General features: G+C 63.2%; 14 protein-coding genes. 6 read left to right on the forward strand and 8 right to left on the reverse strand.

Annotation, left to right across the window (positions count from 1 at the left end):
- The first annotated feature begins 34 nt into the window (after nt 1-34).
- From LNV09_RS02670 to LNV09_RS02680, 3 genes are read left to right on the forward strand one after another with little or no spacing between them, the layout of a single operon-like run.
- Nucleotides 35-475: a group I truncated hemoglobin gene (locus LNV09_RS02670; protein WP_263555517.1), complete on the forward strand. Its 441-nt coding sequence runs from the start codon at nt 35-37 to the stop codon at nt 473-475.
- Between the two features lie 33 nt (nt 476-508).
- The gene (locus LNV09_RS02675) at nt 509-1,126 is read left to right on the forward strand and encodes a methylamine utilization protein (protein ID WP_263555518.1); all 618 of its coding nucleotides are present in this window, start codon (nt 509-511) and stop codon (nt 1,124-1,126) included.
- Nucleotides 1,123-3,540, forward strand: coding sequence for a bifunctional diguanylate cyclase/phosphodiesterase (locus LNV09_RS02680; protein WP_263555519.1), 2,418 nt, complete (start codon nt 1,123-1,125; stop codon nt 3,538-3,540). Before LNV09_RS02675 ends, LNV09_RS02680 begins: the two co-directional genes overlap by 4 nt.
- Here the strand turns inward: LNV09_RS02680 and LNV09_RS02685 are convergent, their stop codons facing one another.
- Nucleotides 3,541-4,110: a PEP-CTERM sorting domain-containing protein gene (locus tag LNV09_RS02685; protein WP_263555520.1), complete on the reverse strand. Its 570-nt coding sequence runs from the start codon at nt 4,108-4,110 to the stop codon at nt 3,541-3,543.
- A gap of 195 nt (nt 4,111-4,305) precedes the next feature.
- Here LNV09_RS02685 and LNV09_RS02690 point away from each other — a divergent pair, with 195 nt between their 5' ends.
- Together LNV09_RS02690 and LNV09_RS02695 are read left to right on the forward strand one after the other, a co-directional pair.
- Nucleotides 4,306-5,841 carry a DUF4331 domain-containing protein gene (locus LNV09_RS02690; RefSeq protein WP_263555521.1) on the forward strand — a complete coding sequence of 512 codons (1,536 nt, stop codon included), beginning with the start codon at nt 4,306-4,308 and terminating at the stop codon, nt 5,839-5,841.
- A 202-nt stretch (nt 5,842-6,043) separates the two neighbouring features.
- Nucleotides 6,044-6,541, forward strand: a complete 498-nt coding sequence (locus LNV09_RS02695) for an SRPBCC family protein (protein ID WP_263555522.1) — start codon at nt 6,044-6,046, stop codon at nt 6,539-6,541.
- A 33-nt stretch (nt 6,542-6,574) separates the two neighbouring features.
- Here LNV09_RS02695 and LNV09_RS02700 read toward each other — a convergent pair whose 3' ends face one another.
- From LNV09_RS02700 to LNV09_RS02710, 3 genes are all read right to left on the reverse strand, one after another.
- Nucleotides 6,575-7,525, reverse strand: a complete 951-nt coding sequence (locus LNV09_RS02700) for a cupin domain-containing protein (RefSeq protein ID WP_263555523.1) — start codon at nt 7,523-7,525, stop codon at nt 6,575-6,577.
- An 18-nt stretch (nt 7,526-7,543) separates the two neighbouring features.
- On the reverse strand, nt 7,544-8,296 hold the full coding sequence (locus LNV09_RS02705; protein ID WP_263555524.1) for a sigma-70 family RNA polymerase sigma factor: 753 nt from the start codon (nt 8,294-8,296) through the stop codon (nt 7,544-7,546).
- 296 nt (nt 8,297-8,592) lie between these two features.
- Nucleotides 8,593-10,188 carry a thioredoxin family protein gene (locus LNV09_RS02710; RefSeq protein ID WP_263555525.1) on the reverse strand — a complete coding sequence of 532 codons (1,596 nt, stop codon included), beginning with the start codon at nt 10,186-10,188 and terminating at the stop codon, nt 8,593-8,595.
- A 420-nt stretch (nt 10,189-10,608) separates the two neighbouring features.
- Between LNV09_RS02710 and LNV09_RS02715 the strand changes: the two genes are divergently transcribed.
- Nucleotides 10,609-11,298, forward strand: a complete 690-nt coding sequence (locus LNV09_RS02715) for an Lcl C-terminal domain-containing protein (RefSeq protein WP_263555526.1) — start codon at nt 10,609-10,611, stop codon at nt 11,296-11,298.
- A gap of 73 nt (nt 11,299-11,371) precedes the next feature.
- Here the strand turns inward: LNV09_RS02715 and fabI are convergent, their stop codons facing one another.
- The 4 genes from fabI to LNV09_RS02735 are packed head-to-tail and all read right to left on the reverse strand — an operon-like array spanning nt 11,372 to nt 16,553.
- Complete coding sequence (gene fabI / locus LNV09_RS02720) at nt 11,372-12,169, reverse strand: enoyl-ACP reductase FabI (protein ID WP_263555527.1); 798 nt, start codon at nt 12,167-12,169, stop codon at nt 11,372-11,374.
- Complete coding sequence (locus tag LNV09_RS02725) at nt 12,162-13,409, reverse strand: acetate/propionate family kinase (protein ID WP_263555528.1); 1,248 nt, start codon at nt 13,407-13,409, stop codon at nt 12,162-12,164. The genes fabI and LNV09_RS02725 overlap by 8 nt, the downstream gene beginning before the upstream one ends.
- The gene (locus LNV09_RS02730; RefSeq protein WP_263555529.1) at nt 13,406-14,362 is read right to left on the reverse strand and encodes a phosphate acetyltransferase; all 957 of its coding nucleotides are present in this window, start codon (nt 14,360-14,362) and stop codon (nt 13,406-13,408) included. Before LNV09_RS02730 ends, LNV09_RS02725 begins: the two co-directional genes overlap by 4 nt.
- Nucleotides 14,355-16,553 carry a DUF3141 domain-containing protein gene (locus tag LNV09_RS02735; protein ID WP_263555530.1) on the reverse strand — a complete coding sequence of 733 codons (2,199 nt, stop codon included), beginning with the start codon at nt 16,551-16,553 and terminating at the stop codon, nt 14,355-14,357. The genes LNV09_RS02730 and LNV09_RS02735 overlap by 8 nt, the downstream gene beginning before the upstream one ends.
- Between the last annotated feature and the right edge of the window lie 278 nt (nt 16,554-16,831).

Here is a 16,831-nt window from a genome sequence, read left to right on the forward strand (position 1 = left end):
CTGAAGCCCTGATTTTTGCAATTCCAAATCCCCCATGCCAAGTGTCCGCCTTCTTCCGCTGTTTTGCCTGCTGCTGGTCTTGCTCGGCTGCGCCACGCCGACGACAGCGCCGCCACCGTCCGAAAGTCTGTACGAGCGCCTCGGCGGCCAGGCCGGGGTGTCCGAATTGATGGGCCGTACCTTGACGCTTGCGGCCGCCGACCCGCGCACCCGGCGCACTTTTGAGGGCATCAAACTGAAAGCCTTGCAGGAAAGTCTGACCGAACAAATTTGCGCGCTGGCCGGCGGCGGCTGCCGCTACCAGGGTGAGACCATGACCCGCGTGCACAAGGACTTGCGCATCAAGCCTTCGGAATTTGATGCCTTTGTCGAGATGCTGCGGCAGGAAATAGATCACAGCGGCATCGACAGCCGGGCGAAGAATGAGCTGTTGCGTCTGCTGGCGCCCATGAAACAGGCTATCGTGAGCCCTTGATGAGCTAAAGCCTGCTGGAATCGAGCCAAAACCATGAACTTGAGATCCCTGCTCAGCCGATCGCACGCGCTGCTGCTGCCAGGCCTGTTGGCCTGCCCGGCCGCCTATGCGCTGCCCTGGACGGTGCAACTGAACAATGCGGCCGGCAAGCCGCTGGCGGGCGCGGCCGTCGCCGTCGAGTTGCTCGGCCGCGCCAGCAAGGCCGGCAGCGCAGTCAAGTCCGAGATGGCGCAGCGCGAACGGCAATTCCAACCCGCTTTGTTGATCGTGCAGACCGGCACGGCGGTCAGTTTCCCTAACTTCGACGTGGTTCGGCATCATGTCTATTCTTTCTCACCGATCAAGGTCATCGACGTCAAGCTCTACTCCGGCACGCCGAGCGAGCCCATCGTGTTCGACAAGCCCGGCGTAGCCACGCTGGGCTGCAATATTCACGACCGCATGAGCGCCCACATCGTCGTCGTCGACACGCCGCTGTTCGCCGTCACCGACGCCAGCGGCAGCGCTAGATTCGACTTGCCGGCCGGGGAGCACAGGCTCAAGCTCTGGCATCCCAGCCTGAAGGCGCAGACATTGCAAAGCCAGGTGCTCGTCGTGCCGGCCCATCTGCCGGTCAGCGGCGCGCAGACCAGCCTGACTCTGAGCGAATGAGGGTCGCTGTGTCGCCGCCGGCTTTTCTGAACTTGCGCCGCCTTGAAGGGCGCATCGTGGCGCTCTTTCTGGCCCTGTTGCTGGTGGTGCAATTTGCCAGCTTTGCGGTCATCCGCTCGAGCATCGCACGCAATGCCGACGCCTCGATTGAGGCGGAGCTGAAGACCGGTGAGCGGGTCTTCAGGCGTTTGCTGGCGCAACGTGCCGACAAGCTGCACGATGCGGCTGAACTGCTGGCCAAGGACTACGGCTTCATCAAGGCAGTGGGGCTGCCCTTGGCCGAGCAGGGCACGGTCGAGACCATCAAGGATGCGCTGGCCAATCAGGGCGAGCGCATTGGTGCCAGCGTGGTGGCCTACTTTGACAACGAACAGACGCTGGTGACCGCGACCCGCGACGATGCCGCTCGCTTTGCGAGTTTGCTGAAGCAAAAACTCGGCGGAACCGAAGCCGCACAGCTGGCGCTGCTGGGCGGGCAGATCTATCAGGTCGCGCTTGCACCGGTCAAGACGCCCGCCCAGGTTGGTTGGATTTTGATGGGCTTTGTGCTTGAAAAATCGGCCTTGCAGGATTTGCAAACGCTGTCCGAATTGCAGGCCGTGATCGTGATGCAGGATGAGCGCGGCCAATGGCGAAGCTTGCTGAGTCTGCTGGAGCCGGCCGTGGCCGATCGCTTGGCAGGCCAGATCCCGCCTGGCGGCGGGCTGTTCCCGGCCGACTTGGGTGCCGATCATTTGCGCGGCCTGTGGGTGCCTTTGATGGTGCCGGAGCAGCAAAAGCAACAGCAACAACTGGGTGTCTTGCTGTTGCGCTCTTTCGACGCGGCAGTCGCCCCTTACCGCGAGTTGCAGCTGACCTTGTTGGCGCTGACCTTGATCGGGGTGGCGATATTTGCGCTGGGCTCGGTATTGATGGCGCGGCGCATCAGTGGCCCGGTGAAGGCGCTGGCCTTGTCTGCCGATCGCCTGGGCCAGGGCGACTACAACACGCCGGTGCTGCGCCAATCCGGCGACGAGGTCGGTGATCTGGCGGCGGCGTTTGAGCTGATGCGGCGCGGCATTCGTGAACGTGACGAGAACCTCAGTCAGCTCGCCTACAAAGACCAGTTGACGAATCTGCCCAATCGCTTGGGCTTCAGCGAGCGTCTGGCGGAGCGCTTGAGCCAAAGCGGCGCGCCTTTTGCCTTGCTGCAACTCGGCCTGGACCGCTTCAAACATGTCAATGATGTGCAGGGCCATGATTTCGGTGACCGGCTGTTATGCGCCGTGGTGCGACGCTTGAAGAACCTGCTCGGGACGCAGCCGCACAGCTTGGCGCGCCTGGGCGGCGATGAGTTTGTCTTGCTCTTGGAGCAGGCCGATGAGGCCGCTGCGCGCGCCGCCGCCGAGGCGATTCGCCTGGATTTCGAAACGGCGCTGTGTCTGGATGAGCAGACTGTCGACCTCAGCGCCGGTATCGGCATCGTGCTGGCGCCGGCCCATGGGAATGACGCGAAGCTGCTCTTGAGTCGCGCCGCGCTGGCCATGGTGGCGGCAAAAAAACGTCAGTCCGGCAGTGCGCTGTATTCGCCCCAGTTGGATGCGGGCAGCCAGGAGTCGCTGTCCTTGCTGAGCGAGTTGCGCCGCGCTGTCGAGGGCGGGCAGCTGCGCTTGTATTTGCAGCCCAAGGTCGACCTGAAAACCGGCCGCGTCAGCAGCGCCGAAGCCTTGCTGCGCTGGCAGCATCCCGAGCGCGGCCTGGTGCCGCCGATGCAGTTCATCCCCTTTGCCGAGCAGACCGGCTTCATCCGCGAGTTGACGCGCTGGGTGCTGGCCGAATCCGCGCGGGCTTGGGCCGCTTTGCAAGCGCAGAACCAGGCGCTGCGCATCAGCGTCAATCTGTCCACCCGCGACCTGATGGACCAGGACTTGCCGGCCAAGATTGCCGCGATGCTGCGCCAGCATGGTGCCAATACCGATTCGCTGTGTTTGGAGATTACCGAGAGCGCCATCATGGATGACCCGCAGCGCGCGCTGGAGACCCTGAACCAGTTGCACGAGATGGGCTTCAAGCTTTCCATCGACGACTTCGGCACCGGCTACTCCTCGCTGGCCTATCTGAAGGGTTTGCCAGTTGACGAGTTGAAGATCGACAAGAGCTTTGTGCTGGCGATGGAGGCCGATCTGGGCGACGCAAGAATTGTGCGCTCGACCATAGAGCTAGCTCACAATATGGGGCTGTCGGTGGTGGCCGAGGGCCTGGAAACCGGCAAGGCCTGGAAGCTGTTGGCCGAGTTGGGTTGCGATGAAGGTCAAGGTTATTTCATCGCCAAGCCGATGCCGCAGCAGCAGTTTTCGGCTTGGCTCAGCGCCTGGACGGCACCTGACCTCAGTCACGAGTCGGTGGAAACCATGCTGGGCGGTCTGAATATCTGATCAGCCGCGCAGCGTTGGGCCGACTGGTTTGCGCCGTGTCAGCGCGACGCCGAGCAGTGCCAGGCCGAGCAAGCCAAAACTCGAAGGCTCAGGCACCGCGAAGCTCAGGACACCTGCCTCGGTGTAGTTGCCGGCCGTGTTCAGTGGTCGATCAAAGCTGATGAAGGACAGACCGTAGCCGCTGGCTCGGTTGAAGGCGCCGCTGCCGCTGAGAATCTGGTAATCGATCTCGAACTGGCCGTCGCCGTCCGCGTCGCTGCCGGTCAGCAGACCAGTGAGGGTAGAGGCAAGATCCTGGCTGCTGAACTGGAAGCTGCCGCTCAAGCTCGCGCCGCTGGCGTCAAGCTTGTAGAGCACGCTGGAGAGCAGCGACTCGCTGAGGTCGGAGCCGAAACCCGGCGTGAGACTGCCGGTCCAGCTGCCGGTGCCCTGTGCGGCATCGACAGGCTGGCTTGTGCCGGCGCCGTCAAAGAACAGGTTGATGGTCGTCGGGCCGGCTTGGGCGGCCAGCGGCAGTGCTGCGCTGAGGCCCAGCAAGAGTTGGCAGGCGGATTGAGTCAGAGTGGGCATGAAATTCTCCAGGGTTTGCTTGAGTTGAAGCGAAGTCGCGTCAAGCCATACGCCGCGATTGCGGCCTTGGATGCAAAAAATCATTTCTATTTCCTTGCATCCAGTTTCAGCGGTACCGCGTATTGACCTCCAGCGGCATAGACCGCCTAACTCCGTGTTAATTCGCACAACCCCGCTCACCCTGGAGAACTATTCATGCAAGCTCAGCGACTCCCCTTGGCACCTCTGGCTGCCGCAATTCTTTTGGCCTGCACCGGCTTGACGCAAGCGTCCAGCCACCGCGAAGCGCCCTTCATCACCACCGCTCCGAAGGTGGACGGCACCGACTTCTATATGTTTCGCAGCTACGAAGAAGGCCGCAAAGACTATGTGACGCTGATCGCTAACTACCAGCCTTTGCAGGCTGCGTATGGCGGCCCTAACTATTTCGCGATGGACCCCAACGCGCTGTATGAGATCCACATCGACAACAACGGCGACGCCAAGGAAGACCTGAGCTTCCAATTTCGCTTCAACAACAGCTTGGCAGCAGGCGGCAAGGGTGTGGCCCTGCCGATCGGCGGCAAGAATATTCCTATCCCTTTGGTTCAGAAAGGGCAAGTCAGCGGCTTGGCTGATGGCAATTTGAACCTGGCAGAAACCTTCGGCGTGAGCTTGGTTCGTGGCGACCGCCGCAGCGGCGTTGCGATGCCCTTGACCAATGCCCTGACTGGCAGTGCGAGCTTTGACAAGCCGGTCGACAATATCGGCACCAAGACAATTCCTGACTATCCTGGCTATGCCGACCAGCATATCTACAGCGTCAATATGCCGGGTTGCGATAAGCCTGCCAAGCTTTTTGTGGGCCAACGCAAGGATGCGTTTGCAGTCAATTTGGGCGTTATCTTCGATCTCGTCCACGCCCCTGTCGACGTGATCACCAACCCGGCCTTGATCGGTGCGGCGCAAAACACCATTGATGATGCCAACGTCACGACCCTGGCCATCGAGGTGCACAAGAGTTGTTTGACCAATGGCGATGATGTGATCGGCGGCTGGACCACCGCCAGCCTGCGTCAGTCGCGCGTATTGAATGCCACGCCGCCGTCGGGTCATCAAGCCAGCGAGAAGGTCGGCGGCAGCTGGGTGCAGGTGTCGCGCCTGGGCATGCCCCTGGTCAATGAGGTGGTGATTGGCCTGCCGGACAAGGACAAGTTCAACGCCTCATCACCCAAAGGGGACGGCCAGTTCATCGACTATGTGACCCATCCCTCGTTGCCGGCCTTGCTCGAAATCGCCCTGGGTTTGCCCAATACGGCGCCGACCAATTTCCCGCGCTTTGACCTGGTCACGACCTTCCTGACTGGCATCAAGGGCGTCAACCAACCCAAGAATGTGGTCGGCTCGGAGATGCTGCGCTTGAACACGGCGATTGAACCGGTGCGCTTTGATCAACAAAATCGCTTGGGCCTGGTCGGCAACATCTTGGCCGGTGGCACGGACAACGCCGGCTACCCCAATGGCCGTCGGCCCAAAGATGATGTGGTCGACATCTCGCTGGTGGCGGTGATGGGGGGTCTGTGTATGGCCAACGGCAATAACAACGCGCTGGGCTTCGGTGCGGACTGCAATCCGAGCAAGGTGCCGCTGGGTGCCACGGCCTTCAAGCTGCATGACGCGGTGGACCAGGCGGTCGTGCCCTTGCTGAGCAAGTTCCCTTATCTGTTCACGCCGATTGCCGGCAGCAAGTAAACCTGCAAGTCTGAACTGCAAGGGGCGCCGTGAGCCAATCGCTTGCGGCGCCCTTCTTTTTTGGTGGATCTGCCCGCTTGATCTTTAGAGTCGCTGACCTGATCCAAACAGCCCGGTGCGGCGTATTCATTGCATGCTTTCTCAACATCGACGATATTCCCCCAGCGCAGCGGCCCGCTTTGTCCTGATCAGTCGCTGGCGCATGACTTGCACCAGCCAGCCGGTCTGGGAGCTGCTGACGGATCTGGAGGGCTGGCCCAAGTGGTGGCCGCATGTGTGTCGGGTGCGCCTGCTGCAGCGTGCGCCGGTCGGCGAAGCGGGCACGCGTGCGGCGCTGACCTGGCGCAGCCCACTCGGTTATCGCTTCACCATTGATGTGCTCAATACCCGGCGGGAGCGTGCGGCAGACGGCCATTGCGAGATCGAAGGCCAGTCCAGCGGTGATTTGCTGGGTCAGGGTTTGTGGGTCCTGGACCCGGTGCCTTGCTCTTCTGACGCTGTCGCGGCGCAGCAGGTTGATATCACTTACCGTTATGAAGTCGAGTTAGGCCGGCGCTGGATGCGCGTGGCCGCGCCGCTGCTGCGCCTCTTGTTCAAGTGGAGCCATTTCGCGGTGATGGAGGCAGGTGCGCGGGGCATGGCCGCGCAACTCAATTGCCGCAGCAGCAAACCCAAACATTGGACCGTGGTGCAAAGCTGAGTTCACCGAACTTGGACTCAGCGCGCTGGCTGGTCAATAACCGGCTCGCATCTCCGGGTCGGCCGCAGCGGGATCGATTGCGCCACAGAAATACAGCAAGCAGCCGACGTCCGAAAGAAGCCCCTCATGGCCGGTGCCGGCCGGGGCGAACTGGAACTCGCCCGCGCGCAGCAGCACATCACTCAGGAACAAATCACCTTCCAGCATCAGGCATTCTTCGCCCAGCTCATGCGGGTGCGCAGGCACTGTGGCCCCGGGCTGGAAGCGCACCAGCATCGAAATGCGCTCGCCCACCATATGCAGCGGCTTGATCTCCACGCCTTGGCGCAAAGGCTGCCAGCCCTGCGCGTCGGCGACGACCCGGTGTGAGGCTGCGGTTTGGCCGAACTCGTTGGCCGCCAAATCAGCCAAGTCATCCGATAGGCCGGCTTTGCTGCTGCGCCAGTAGAGCAGGGCGCCGGTCGTGGAACTCAAGCTTGAGTCGGCCGGCCAGGGATTGGCCAGACCGATCAATTGGTAATCTTGAGCGGCCAAGGTCGGTGTGCCCAGCGCAGCTACATCCAGCCTCAACTCGCCGCTGAGAACCAGGATTTCATGCACGGCAGCGTCCGGGCCATGCAGGGCGCCCGCGCCCGCTCCCGGGGCCCAACGGGTACCAGGGGCCAATTGAATCAAGCTGCTCTGGCTGAGTTCGTCCTTGTGCTGGCCGCAGACCCGTACGCCTGGGGCCAGGTCTTGCCAGACGGCGTCGGCGAGGCGGCGAGTGGTCAAGCCCAAATTGGCGGCAGCGCTTTGCGCCGCACGCGCCAGCAGCCTTTGGCGCAGCGCGCCGGCCATCGTCGATGGGGGTTCGATGGGCGCAAATTCGACGGCCAGCGTCGGCAGCAGGCCCAGGCCTGCTGCGGGCGCCACGCCGGGCAAAGTGCGCGGCTCCAGGGCCAAGGCAGCAGTCAGATCGGAATGGGGTCGTGAGTTTTTGTTCATGTTAATGATTGCTGAGCATCAAGCAGTGGACGTTTGCGGTCCCAAGCATTTGCGCAGGGCCAACATAGCGCGGCGCAGATGGGACTTGACCGTGCCCAAAGGCAGGTCGATTTGGCTGGCGATCTCTTCGTGGGTCAGCCCCTTGAAGAAGGCCAGCGCCACCAATTGCCGCGGCACGGCGTCCAGTTGTGCCAAAGCTTGGTGCAGCTGCTGATTGGTTTGCACCGCTGCCAGCAGATCATGCGGATCGCCATGACCGCCATCGCAGCCGCCATCGCTGTGCTCGGCCAGTGCGTCCATCGCCTCGCCCAGCGCATCGGCCGACACGGTGTTGGCCAAGACCCGGCGTCGCGCGCGCAAGGCGTCGAGGGCACGGCTGCGTGCAATCGTCAGCAGCCAAGCCAAGGCGCTGCCGCGCTGCGCATCGAAGCGGGGCGCTTGGCGCCACACCTGCCAAAAGCAGTCTTCGGTGACTTCTTCGGCAATGGCAGGGTTGCGCACGATGCGCAGGGCCAGGCCATAGACGCGTCCCACGCAGGCGCGGTAGAGCGAATCCAAAGCCGCTTCGTCCTGGTGCACGATGCGCGCCAGCCAGGCCTGCAAAGCCGGCTCGTCCGCGCTCGGCATGGCGCGCAGAGGCGCCAAGTCGGTGTCGGCATGCCCATCTTCCGACAAGGCATCACTGTCTTGCGCGTCGGTCAGCTCATCGATCTCAAAGGGCTCGATGCCCACGGAGGCCGGCGGTTCAGCCGGGCCAGCGAAGTAAACCATTGCAGTTACCCGGCAAGGTGTTTCCCGGGGCGCTTTAGGCGCCAGCCGGGGCAAGGCGAAAAAGTCCATTGCCACGCCATTGTGACGGCAAGTTGTGACGGCCGGGGCTGTGTTCGCCTGGGTCGAGCCGGTTTTGTCTGAGTTTTCATAGCGTGTCCAGTCGGAGATCTTGCCCGCCCAATCGAAACTTGGGCAAGGCGAAATGACTCTCCAAGCGGGTACGCCGACCGTTCTAATTTGGATGCAGCTTGGCGAAAATTATTTTTCGCCGCTGCCCGCTACTTGCCATCAGGCCATCAGGCTTTTTTGCCCGGCGCCTTCAGCAGACCCTCGCAAGTCGCGCGCTGCTTGTCGGCGGCGTCGACCTTGCCGCAGATGCCGTCCAACTGCGTCTTCAAGCGGGCGATGCTGGCGTCATGCTTGCCGTCGGCATTCCACTTGACCAGCGAGCCGCCGACTTTTTGCAGCGAGCGGGCGCTGCGTTCATAAAAAGAACCCTTGTCCTGCGCGGCTTCGCTGAACAGTTGCGCGGCAGTCTTCTCGATGCGGGCGGCGTCTTGCGGTGCCAACTCGGTCAGCGCGGCCATATAGCCCGAGCCCCATTGCAGGCGGGTGGCCGGGCCTTCGCTCTTGTTGTAGCTCTCTTCATACCAGCGCAGCGCTTCATCCTTGCGGCCCTGCTTCTTGGCATTGCCGCCGAGTTGGCTCATCAGGTAGTAGGGCGAGTGGCTCTTGGCGAGGCTGGTCTTGAGCAAGTCGTCGCTGTCTTTCCACTGGCCCGCCTGGCCCAGCAGATAGGCGGCCGAACTGATCACCGCTTGGCGCTCGTAGCCGTCGGTGATTTCGCGGTCGGCCTTGGCCGCGGCTTCCTTGACTTCTTTGACCAGGCTCGGGCTGAGCTTGGGGTGCAGCTCGGTCTTGGCCGTGTCCAGGCGCGCCAGGTCCAGGCGTGCACCCAGGGCGCCGAGGCGGTCGGCACGTGACAAGCCGGTGTCGGCCTCCAGGCGTTTGAGCGCGACTTCGAACTCGCCCAGCAGCTTGGTTCGGGCTGCACCGGCTTCGGGCGTGAGCGTCTTGACGATGTCGGCCGCGCCGTTGGTCAGCACATCCATCTGCGCACGCGCCTCGGCCGGGCTGGCCAGCACGCCGCGTACCAGCTCTGCCAGTTTGGCGTCGGGCTTCAGGCCTTTGCCTTCGTCGTTCGCGCTCAAGGCCTTCAGCCACAGCCGCGTCGTCGTTTCGGCGTCAACGCCTTGCGAGGCCACAGCCAGTTGTGCCAGCAAGGCTGGCAGTTCGGCGGCGGGCACCAACTGCGACTCACCGGTTTCCCAGGAATAAAAGCCCAGCAAGCGCCATTCGTTGGCGCTCAGCTTCTTGCCGGCCTTGGCATCGGCCAGAACATCGCCGACGGGGCGGCCGCCGGCCAGACCCAGTTGCAAGACCTTGATCACCTGTGGTGCGTCGATCTCGCCCGGCAGGCGGGTGATCTCTCGGCCGTCGGCGCTGAACAGAATCATGGTCGGGTAGCCGCGCACCTTGAAGCGGGTGCCGAGCTTTTGCGCGCCGGGCGAGTCGCCGTCGATATGCACCGGCACGATGGCCTGGGTCTGCTCGATGAAGTCCTGGCGGTTGAACAGCGTCGCCTTCAGTTGATTGCAGGGCGGGCACCATTTGGCGCCCCAGTACAGCAGCACCGGCTTCTTCTCGGCGCGGGCCTGGGCGAAGGCCTTTTCAATATCGGCGTCGGCGCTGGCCTCTTGCCAGGCGACGCTGGCGCTGGAGGCGGCCGTGGCCGCGGCCGCAAAAGCCTGGGGGGTTTGACAGAACAGGGCGGCCAGGCTGAGAGCGGCAGCGGCGGTGGCCGTGCGGGGAGTCGACAAGTTGAGCTTCATGCGCGTGTCCAGATGGCCCGGGTCAGGCCACCGTGTTGAAAATGAGTGGTAGCGGCATTGTGCGGCCTGGCGCAGTGGCTCGATATACGGAGAACAACTGAGCTTATGTGGGGTGATGAGCTTCTCTGGATCTTGAGGGAGCGCCTGCGCTAAAGCCTCCTGACGTCAACCGGTCATTGCATGGTCGTATGCGCCCCGTCAAAGTGAAAGCCCGGTCAAGTTCGATCGGTATTGCGAGCCCCTGGCGCCGACCAAACCAGTCGAGAAATGGCTTGCACTGGGGTAAACATATGTCCAATACCCCTCAAGCAGGGGGGTAGGGCAAGATGACCCATAACTACACTTTCCCTCAGCTTGGCATCGCTTGTCCATTTTTGAAAACAAGCTGAAGGTCCAAAGATATGGAAAAGGGATGAGACCATGAAAAACTTGAACAAGACTTTGAGTGCCGCCGCAATGCTGGGGGCATTGGCCCTGGTGGCCGCCGCGGCGCAGGCCGGGCCGACGATGCTGACCAAGCTGGATGACAAGCAAGTCTTGGACAGCAGCACGAAACTGGTCTGGGTTTCTGATTGGAATCTGGCTGCATCGCGTGGCGACGATGCTGATGGCCTGATGATTTGGGCCGATGCCGTGGCATGGATCGCAAAGCTGAACGCAGCGAAGTACGCCGGCCACAATGATTGGCGCCTACCTAGCACCAGCTTCGCGGCTTCGTCGCCCTGCTCCGGCGCCGCCGGCTATCTTTACGGCTGCAAGAGCAGCGAAATGGGGCATCTGTTTTACGAGGTGCTGGGCGGCAAGGCGGGTGAAACTATTCTGGAGCAAGGCGGGGATAGCGACGTGGAAAAAGCCAATCTGGCTTTGTTCAAGAACGTCCAGAACGATACCTATTGGTCCGGGACGGAGTACACCTCAACTTTTGCCGCATGGTCATTCAATACCTACTTCGGCTGGCAGAACCGCAGCGACAAGCTCAATGGCTTTCACGCCCTGGCTGTTCGCACTGCTGACGACGCCACGGCTGCCCTGCCAGAACCGCAAACATTGGGCCTGACCTTGCTTGCATTGGCTGGCGCCTTGCTGGTACGCCGGCGGCGGGCAATTTGAGGCATCGCCTGTTCCAGCCCTAGCGTCCCTGGGCCTTCGTGATCCACAAGCCCGCCTCAGCTGGCTTTTCCTCTCAGGCCATGATATTGGCCCCACCATCGATATAGACGGTGTTGCCCGAGATGTGGCGCGCATAGCGCGTGGCCATATAGGCGCAGGCGTAGCCGACGTCCATGATGTCCACCAGTTCGCCCAGCGGCGCGCGCTTTTCTGCCTCATGCAGCAAGGCCTCAAAGTCCTTCAGGCCCGAGGCGGCGCGGGTCTTCAACGGGCCGGGCGAGATCGCGTGCACACGGATGCCTTGGTGGCCCAACTCGAAGGCCAGGTAACGGCAGGCCGCTTCCAGCGCCGCCTTGACCGGGCCCATCACGTTGTAGTTCGGCACGACCTTGTTGGCGCCGTGATAGCTCATCGCGAACATCGAGCCGCCGTCCGTCATCAAGGGCGCGGCCAGCTTGGCCATGCGGATGAAGGAGTGGCAAGACACATCCATCGCCTTGCCAAAGCCCTCGGCCGAGCAGCTCAGCAGACCGCCTTGCAAGTCCTCCTTGGGTGCAAAAGCGATCGAATGCAGCACGATGTCGAGCTTGCCCCAGCGCGCTTCAATTTGCTCGAATGCGGCTTCCAGCTGACCCGGCTGGGTGACGTCCAGCGGCAGGCATAGCGGCGCCTCGATGGCACGCGCCAGCGGCTCGACATGTGGGCGCGCCTTCTCGTTCAGATAGGTCACAGCGACCTCGGCGCCCAGTTCCTTGAAGGCCTGGGCGCAACCCCAGGCGATCGAGGCCTCGTTGGCGATGCCAACGATCAAGGCCTTTTTGCCGGCCAGCGGCTGGTTGATGCCGGCCGGTTCATGCGTGCTGCTATTCATCGATGCATTCCTCTTGGTGACTCAGCAGCGCCAAACAGTGGCGCGCGATGGTGAGCTCTTCATTGGTCGGGATGACCCAGGCAGCGCAACGGCTGCCTGTTGTGCTGATGCGCGGGCCACCGGCCAGATTGGCGGCTTCGTCCAGCTCGACGCCGAGCCAGGCGGCGGCGCGGCAGATGGCCGCGCGCACCGGTGCGCTGTGCTCGCCGATGCCGGCGGTGAAGACGATGGCGTCCAGCCCGCCCAGGGCGGCGGCCAGCGAGCCTAACTCCCGACTGATGCGGTAGACAAACAACTCGATTGCCTCGACCGCACGCGGGTCATGGCTCTCGCTCAAGGCGCGCATATCGCTGGAAATGCCGGACACGCCGAGCAGGCCCGACTCCTTGTAGAGCAGGCGCTCCACCGCGCGTGCGTCCATCTTCAGCTCGTCCATCAAGTAGAGCAGCACGCCGGGGTCGAGACTGCCGCAGCGGCTGCCCATCATCAAGCCGTCCACAGCGGTGAAGCCCATCGAGCTGGCGATGCTCTTGCTGTTTTGCAGCGCGCACATGCTGGCGCCATTGCCCAGATGCAGCACGACGGTCTTGCCGGCAGCAGCCCGTGCGTCATAGGCCGGCAACTCGCCGGCAATGTACTCATAGCTCAGGCCATGAAAACCATAACGCCGCACGCCCTTGGCGGTGATCGACTGCGGCAGCGCAAAGGCCTGCGAGACCGCCGGCGCCGTGCGGTGAAAGGCGGTGTCGAAGCAGGCCACTTGTGGCAGGCCAGGCAGGCGCTGCGCGATCAGGCGAATCGCCAACAGGTTGTGCGGTTGATGCAGCGGCGCCAGCGGCAACAGCGACTGCAAATAACTGAGCAGTTCAGGGGTGACGAGTTCCGGCGCGGCATGTGTGAGGCCACCATGCACGACCCGGTGACCGACGCCGATCAAACGCATGCCGCCCCCGTTATGCTCGCGCAGCCATTCGGTCAGGAAGTCGATCGCGCCGCTGTGCCCCAGGGGGCCCGGTGCAGGAGCGGGCGCCGGGCCGGGCCAACGCTGCTCACCGAGCAGCTCGCCAGCGGCGTTCTTGGCCCAGAAATGCGCGGCATGCCCCAGCTCCTCGATGGCGCCGCTGGCCAGCAGATGCAGTTGCTCGTCGGCATCGACCCGGTAGACGCTGAACTTCAGGCTTGAAGAGCCGGCGTTGAGTACCAGCAGCGCGTCGTGGCTGCTGCCGTGGGGCAGGCTCATGGCGTCACCTTGGCCTGCTCGGCTTGGATGGCCTTGTTGTGCCGCGCCAGCAGCACCGCCACCGCGCAGGAGGCCAGCCGGGTGAGCAGCGAATCGGCGCGGCTGGTCAGGATGATGGGCACGCGCGCGCCCAGCACGATGCCAGCGGCGTCGGATTCGGCAAGAAAGGACAGGCTCTTGGCCAGCATATTGCCGGCGTCCAGATTCGGCACCACCAGGATGTCGGCATTGCCGGCGACCGGGCCGCCGATCTTCTTGATCGCAGCAGCCTCGGGGCTGATCGCGTTGTCCAGCGCCAAGGGGCCATCGAGCAGGCCGCCAGTGATCTGGCCGCGATCGGCCATCTTGCACAGCGCGGCCGCTTCGATGGTGGAGGGCACGTTCGGGTTGACGGTTTCCATCGCCGACAAAATCGCCACCTTGGGGCAGGCGATACCCAGCGCATGGGCCAGCTCGATCGCGTTTTGCACGATGTGCACCTTGTCCTGCAGCGTCGGCGCGATATTGATGGCCGCGTCGGTGATGAAGAGCGCGCTGGCGTGCCGCGGCACATCCATCACGAAGCAATGGCTGATGCGTCGCTCGGTGCGCAGGCCGCTGTCGCGCTTGACGACGGCGGCCATCAACTCGTCGGTATGCAGGCTGCCTTTCATCAGCAGCTCGGCGCGGCCCTCACGCAATAGAGCCACGGCCAGCTCGGCGGAAGCGTGGCTGAACGGTGCGTCGACAATTTCGTAAGGAGAGATGTCCAGATCGGCGGCGCGTGCGGCCGCCTCGATGCGCTCGCGTGGCCCGACCAGGATGGGCGTGATCAGCCCGAGCCGTGCCGCGTCGATCGCGCCGGCCAAGGAGGCCGCATCGACCGGATGGGCCACGGCGGTCAGCGCCGGCGGCAGGTCTTTGACGGCGGCAATCAGGCGCTCATACTTTTCTCCCGGCTTGAGTTCACTCATGGTCCTGTGCTCCTGTGGCTGCGGCGCTCGCTGTCAAGGGCGCCAAGTTGAGTGCCAGTTCGATCTCGGCCAAGCGCTGCGCATGCGCCTCGCTCAGCGGTCCTTGGGCGTTGGCAATTCTTTGCACCAAGGCAAAGGCGCTGCGCGCTTGATTGGGCTCGGGCAGCAAGCGCGGCAGCGCGGCCAGCGCGCGCTTGCGGTCGAGCAGCAAAGCGCGCTGCTGGGTTTTGGCCGAGCGTTTCAGATCGGCCAGCGTCAGCGAGGTCTCGCCGGCGGCATGGGCTTCTTGCAGCAGCTGCTGCATCATGCGCAGCGGACGCTCGTCGATGCCGGAGCCGTCCGAGGCGATGTGAATCAACATGCGCATGCCTGCATCGAGCGCGCTGCCTTGCTCGATGCAGGCCGTGTCGGACAGCTGCGTATCGATGGGCTGGGCGGCACGCTCATGCTCGGGCTCAGCGCCCGGCAAAGCGGCTGCCAGCAGTGGCGAGTTGTAGATGCTCAGGAACAACTGCTCCTGCACGGCGTCGCGCGCGTCGCGGTAGCTGTTGAGCGTCTGCTCGATCCAGGCCGAACCGGCTTGCTCGGCCAGTACAAAGGGGTTGTCCGGGGCGACAGGTCGTCGCTGCTGACGCACGGCGTTCGCGACGGCCTTGACCGGCCACAACGCTGGGTTCTTGTCGGATACCAACCAGCGCTCCATGCGCGCCGGGTTGAGCTTGCGCGCCAGCTTGGCGCTGGGCTCGTTGGCCACGGCCCGCACCACCGGCGAGAGAAATTTGTCGTAATTGGCCTGGTTGATTTCGGCCACGCGACGCGCCACATCAAAGGCTTCTTCGTCCTCGCGGCCATCGTCCAGCGCCAAAATATCGCTGACCTCGCGCGGGTGGAAGGTCGACAAATAGCGCCCGTCGGTCAGTTCCAGATGGCTCATGCCGGGGGCCGTGTCTTCGATGGTCATTTCATACAAACCCGGCGGCAGCATGTCGATCAGGTCCAGCGCGGCGGCGATTTCGGTGGTTTCCTTTTTGGCCACGCCGGCGGACACAAAGATGCCTAGATGGCCGACCTTCTCATGCAGGCAGTAGACGATGGTCTGCTCATTGGCGCGGATCTCGCTGGCGTCGGCGTAGAGGTCGGCAATCCAGTTCAGCGCCTGCTGGGGCGGCGTGATGTTGTCGCCCCAGGACGCGAACACGATGATGGGTGCGCGGATCTTGCGCAGATCGATCTGCACCGCACCATCGGCTGTTTGCACGCCGCCGCGCGCGAGCCGGTTGCCGACGAACAGGTTCTGCACGATCCAGTCCATCTCGGCCTTGTTCATCAGGTAATGCCCACCCCACCAGCGCTCGAAGTCCAGAAACCGCTCGCGTTCGGTGTCGACCTGCGCGTACAGGTTGTAGAGCTTGCTCCAGTAGGTGTTGGCAGGGTTGAGCTTCTCGAAGTTGCTGACCAGATGCGCGCCGTCGAACTTGCCATTGCCAAGATCGCCGGTCAAGGAAGCCAGCCAAGAGCCGCCCATCAGCCCGCCCGAATAACGCATCGGGTGCTTGCCCTCGACGCCGGCCCAGTAAGACACCGGCGCGCCGGCCAGCAAAATCGGCCCGACCGCCTCGGGCTGCGCGGCCGCCAGCAACATCAAGGCCCAGCCGCCCTGGCAGTTGCCGATCACAAAGGGCTTGGCGTTCGCATCCGGGTGCAGTGCGCCCACATGTTCAAGAAACTTCAGCTCGGCGCGCGCCACCGCTTCGATGGTCTGACCCGGCATCGGCTCGGGGAAGAAGCTGAAAAAATAGCAAGGGTGGCCGGCCTGTAGCGCGATGCCGATCTCGCTGTCAGGCTTGAAGCCGCCGATGCCGGGGCCATGGCCGGCGCGCGGGTCAATGACGACAAAAGGACGTTTGGCCGGGTCGGTCGGCATTTCGGGCGGCGGCGTGATGCGCACCAGCGCGTAGTTGGCGGGCAAGTCGAAGTCGCGTGCGTCCATGACCGTCTCAAAGTCAAACACCAGCACCGGCGGCTTGCCGGACTTGGCGTGCTCGGCGTAGACATTGCCGCGCTCGCGCAGCACATCCAGCGTCAGCACCGACCGCTGACAAGCGTCAATCCAGTAAGTTAGCGCATGCTTCAAAGGCAGTTGCTCGGCCCAAGTCGGGGCCATGGCGGCGAAAAAGGTCTGATTGAACATCGGGACTCCTGTCTTGCGGCCAGCGGGAAATTTGAGATTTGTGCGTATTATTGTGCAGCGCAGCAAAGCAATCATCCAGCATTTTTGTTGCGTCCTTGTGTCGGCAGGCTGGTCTTGAATGCGTCATGGGGTGCGCGAGGATGCGACCGGCGTCGCCCCAAGGTAGCGGCAAACGCTACCGTCGGCAGCAGTTGCTGCGACTCACCAGACGGCCCCGCTACAAGCGCAGGGTCGACCCTAGGATGGCGCCATCTCCAGTTCGCAATGAGCCGCGCCCC

Origin of the sequence: Paucibacter sp. B2R-40 (genome assembly GCF_025717555.1) — a bacterium.
GTDB lineage: Bacteria > Pseudomonadota > Gammaproteobacteria > Burkholderiales > Burkholderiaceae_C > Paucibacter_A.

Bases quoted from the DNA above. Each gene is read 5' to 3' on its own strand.
- LNV09_RS02670 (WP_263555517.1), top strand. From the start codon at position 35: ATGCCAAGTGTCCGCCTTCTTCCGCTGTTTTGCCTGCTGCTGGTCTTG.
- LNV09_RS02675 (WP_263555518.1), top strand. From the start codon at position 509: ATGAACTTGAGATCCCTGCTCAGCCGATCGCACGCGCTGCTGCTGCCA.
- LNV09_RS02680 (WP_263555519.1), top strand. From the start codon at position 1,123: ATGAGGGTCGCTGTGTCGCCGCCGGCTTTTCTGAACTTGCGCCGCCTT.
- LNV09_RS02685 (WP_263555520.1), bottom strand. From the start codon at position 4,110: ATGCCCACTCTGACTCAATCCGCCTGCCAACTCTTGCTGGGCCTCAGC.
- LNV09_RS02690 (WP_263555521.1), top strand. From the start codon at position 4,306: ATGCAAGCTCAGCGACTCCCCTTGGCACCTCTGGCTGCCGCAATTCTT.
- LNV09_RS02695 (WP_263555522.1), top strand. From the start codon at position 6,044: ATGACTTGCACCAGCCAGCCGGTCTGGGAGCTGCTGACGGATCTGGAG.
- LNV09_RS02700 (WP_263555523.1), bottom strand. From the start codon at position 7,525: ATGAACAAAAACTCACGACCCCATTCCGATCTGACTGCTGCCTTGGCC.
- LNV09_RS02705 (WP_263555524.1), bottom strand. From the start codon at position 8,296: ATGGTTTACTTCGCTGGCCCGGCTGAACCGCCGGCCTCCGTGGGCATC.
- LNV09_RS02710 (WP_263555525.1), bottom strand. From the start codon at position 10,188: ATGAAGCTCAACTTGTCGACTCCCCGCACGGCCACCGCCGCTGCCGCT.
- LNV09_RS02715 (WP_263555526.1), top strand. From the start codon at position 10,609: ATGAAAAACTTGAACAAGACTTTGAGTGCCGCCGCAATGCTGGGGGCA.
- fabI (WP_263555527.1), bottom strand. From the start codon at position 12,169: ATGAATAGCAGCACGCATGAACCGGCCGGCATCAACCAGCCGCTGGCC.
- LNV09_RS02725 (WP_263555528.1), bottom strand. From the start codon at position 13,409: ATGAGCCTGCCCCACGGCAGCAGCCACGACGCGCTGCTGGTACTCAAC.
- LNV09_RS02730 (WP_263555529.1), bottom strand. From the start codon at position 14,362: ATGAGTGAACTCAAGCCGGGAGAAAAGTATGAGCGCCTGATTGCCGCC.
- LNV09_RS02735 (WP_263555530.1), bottom strand. From the start codon at position 16,553: ATGTTCAATCAGACCTTTTTCGCCGCCATGGCCCCGACTTGGGCCGAG.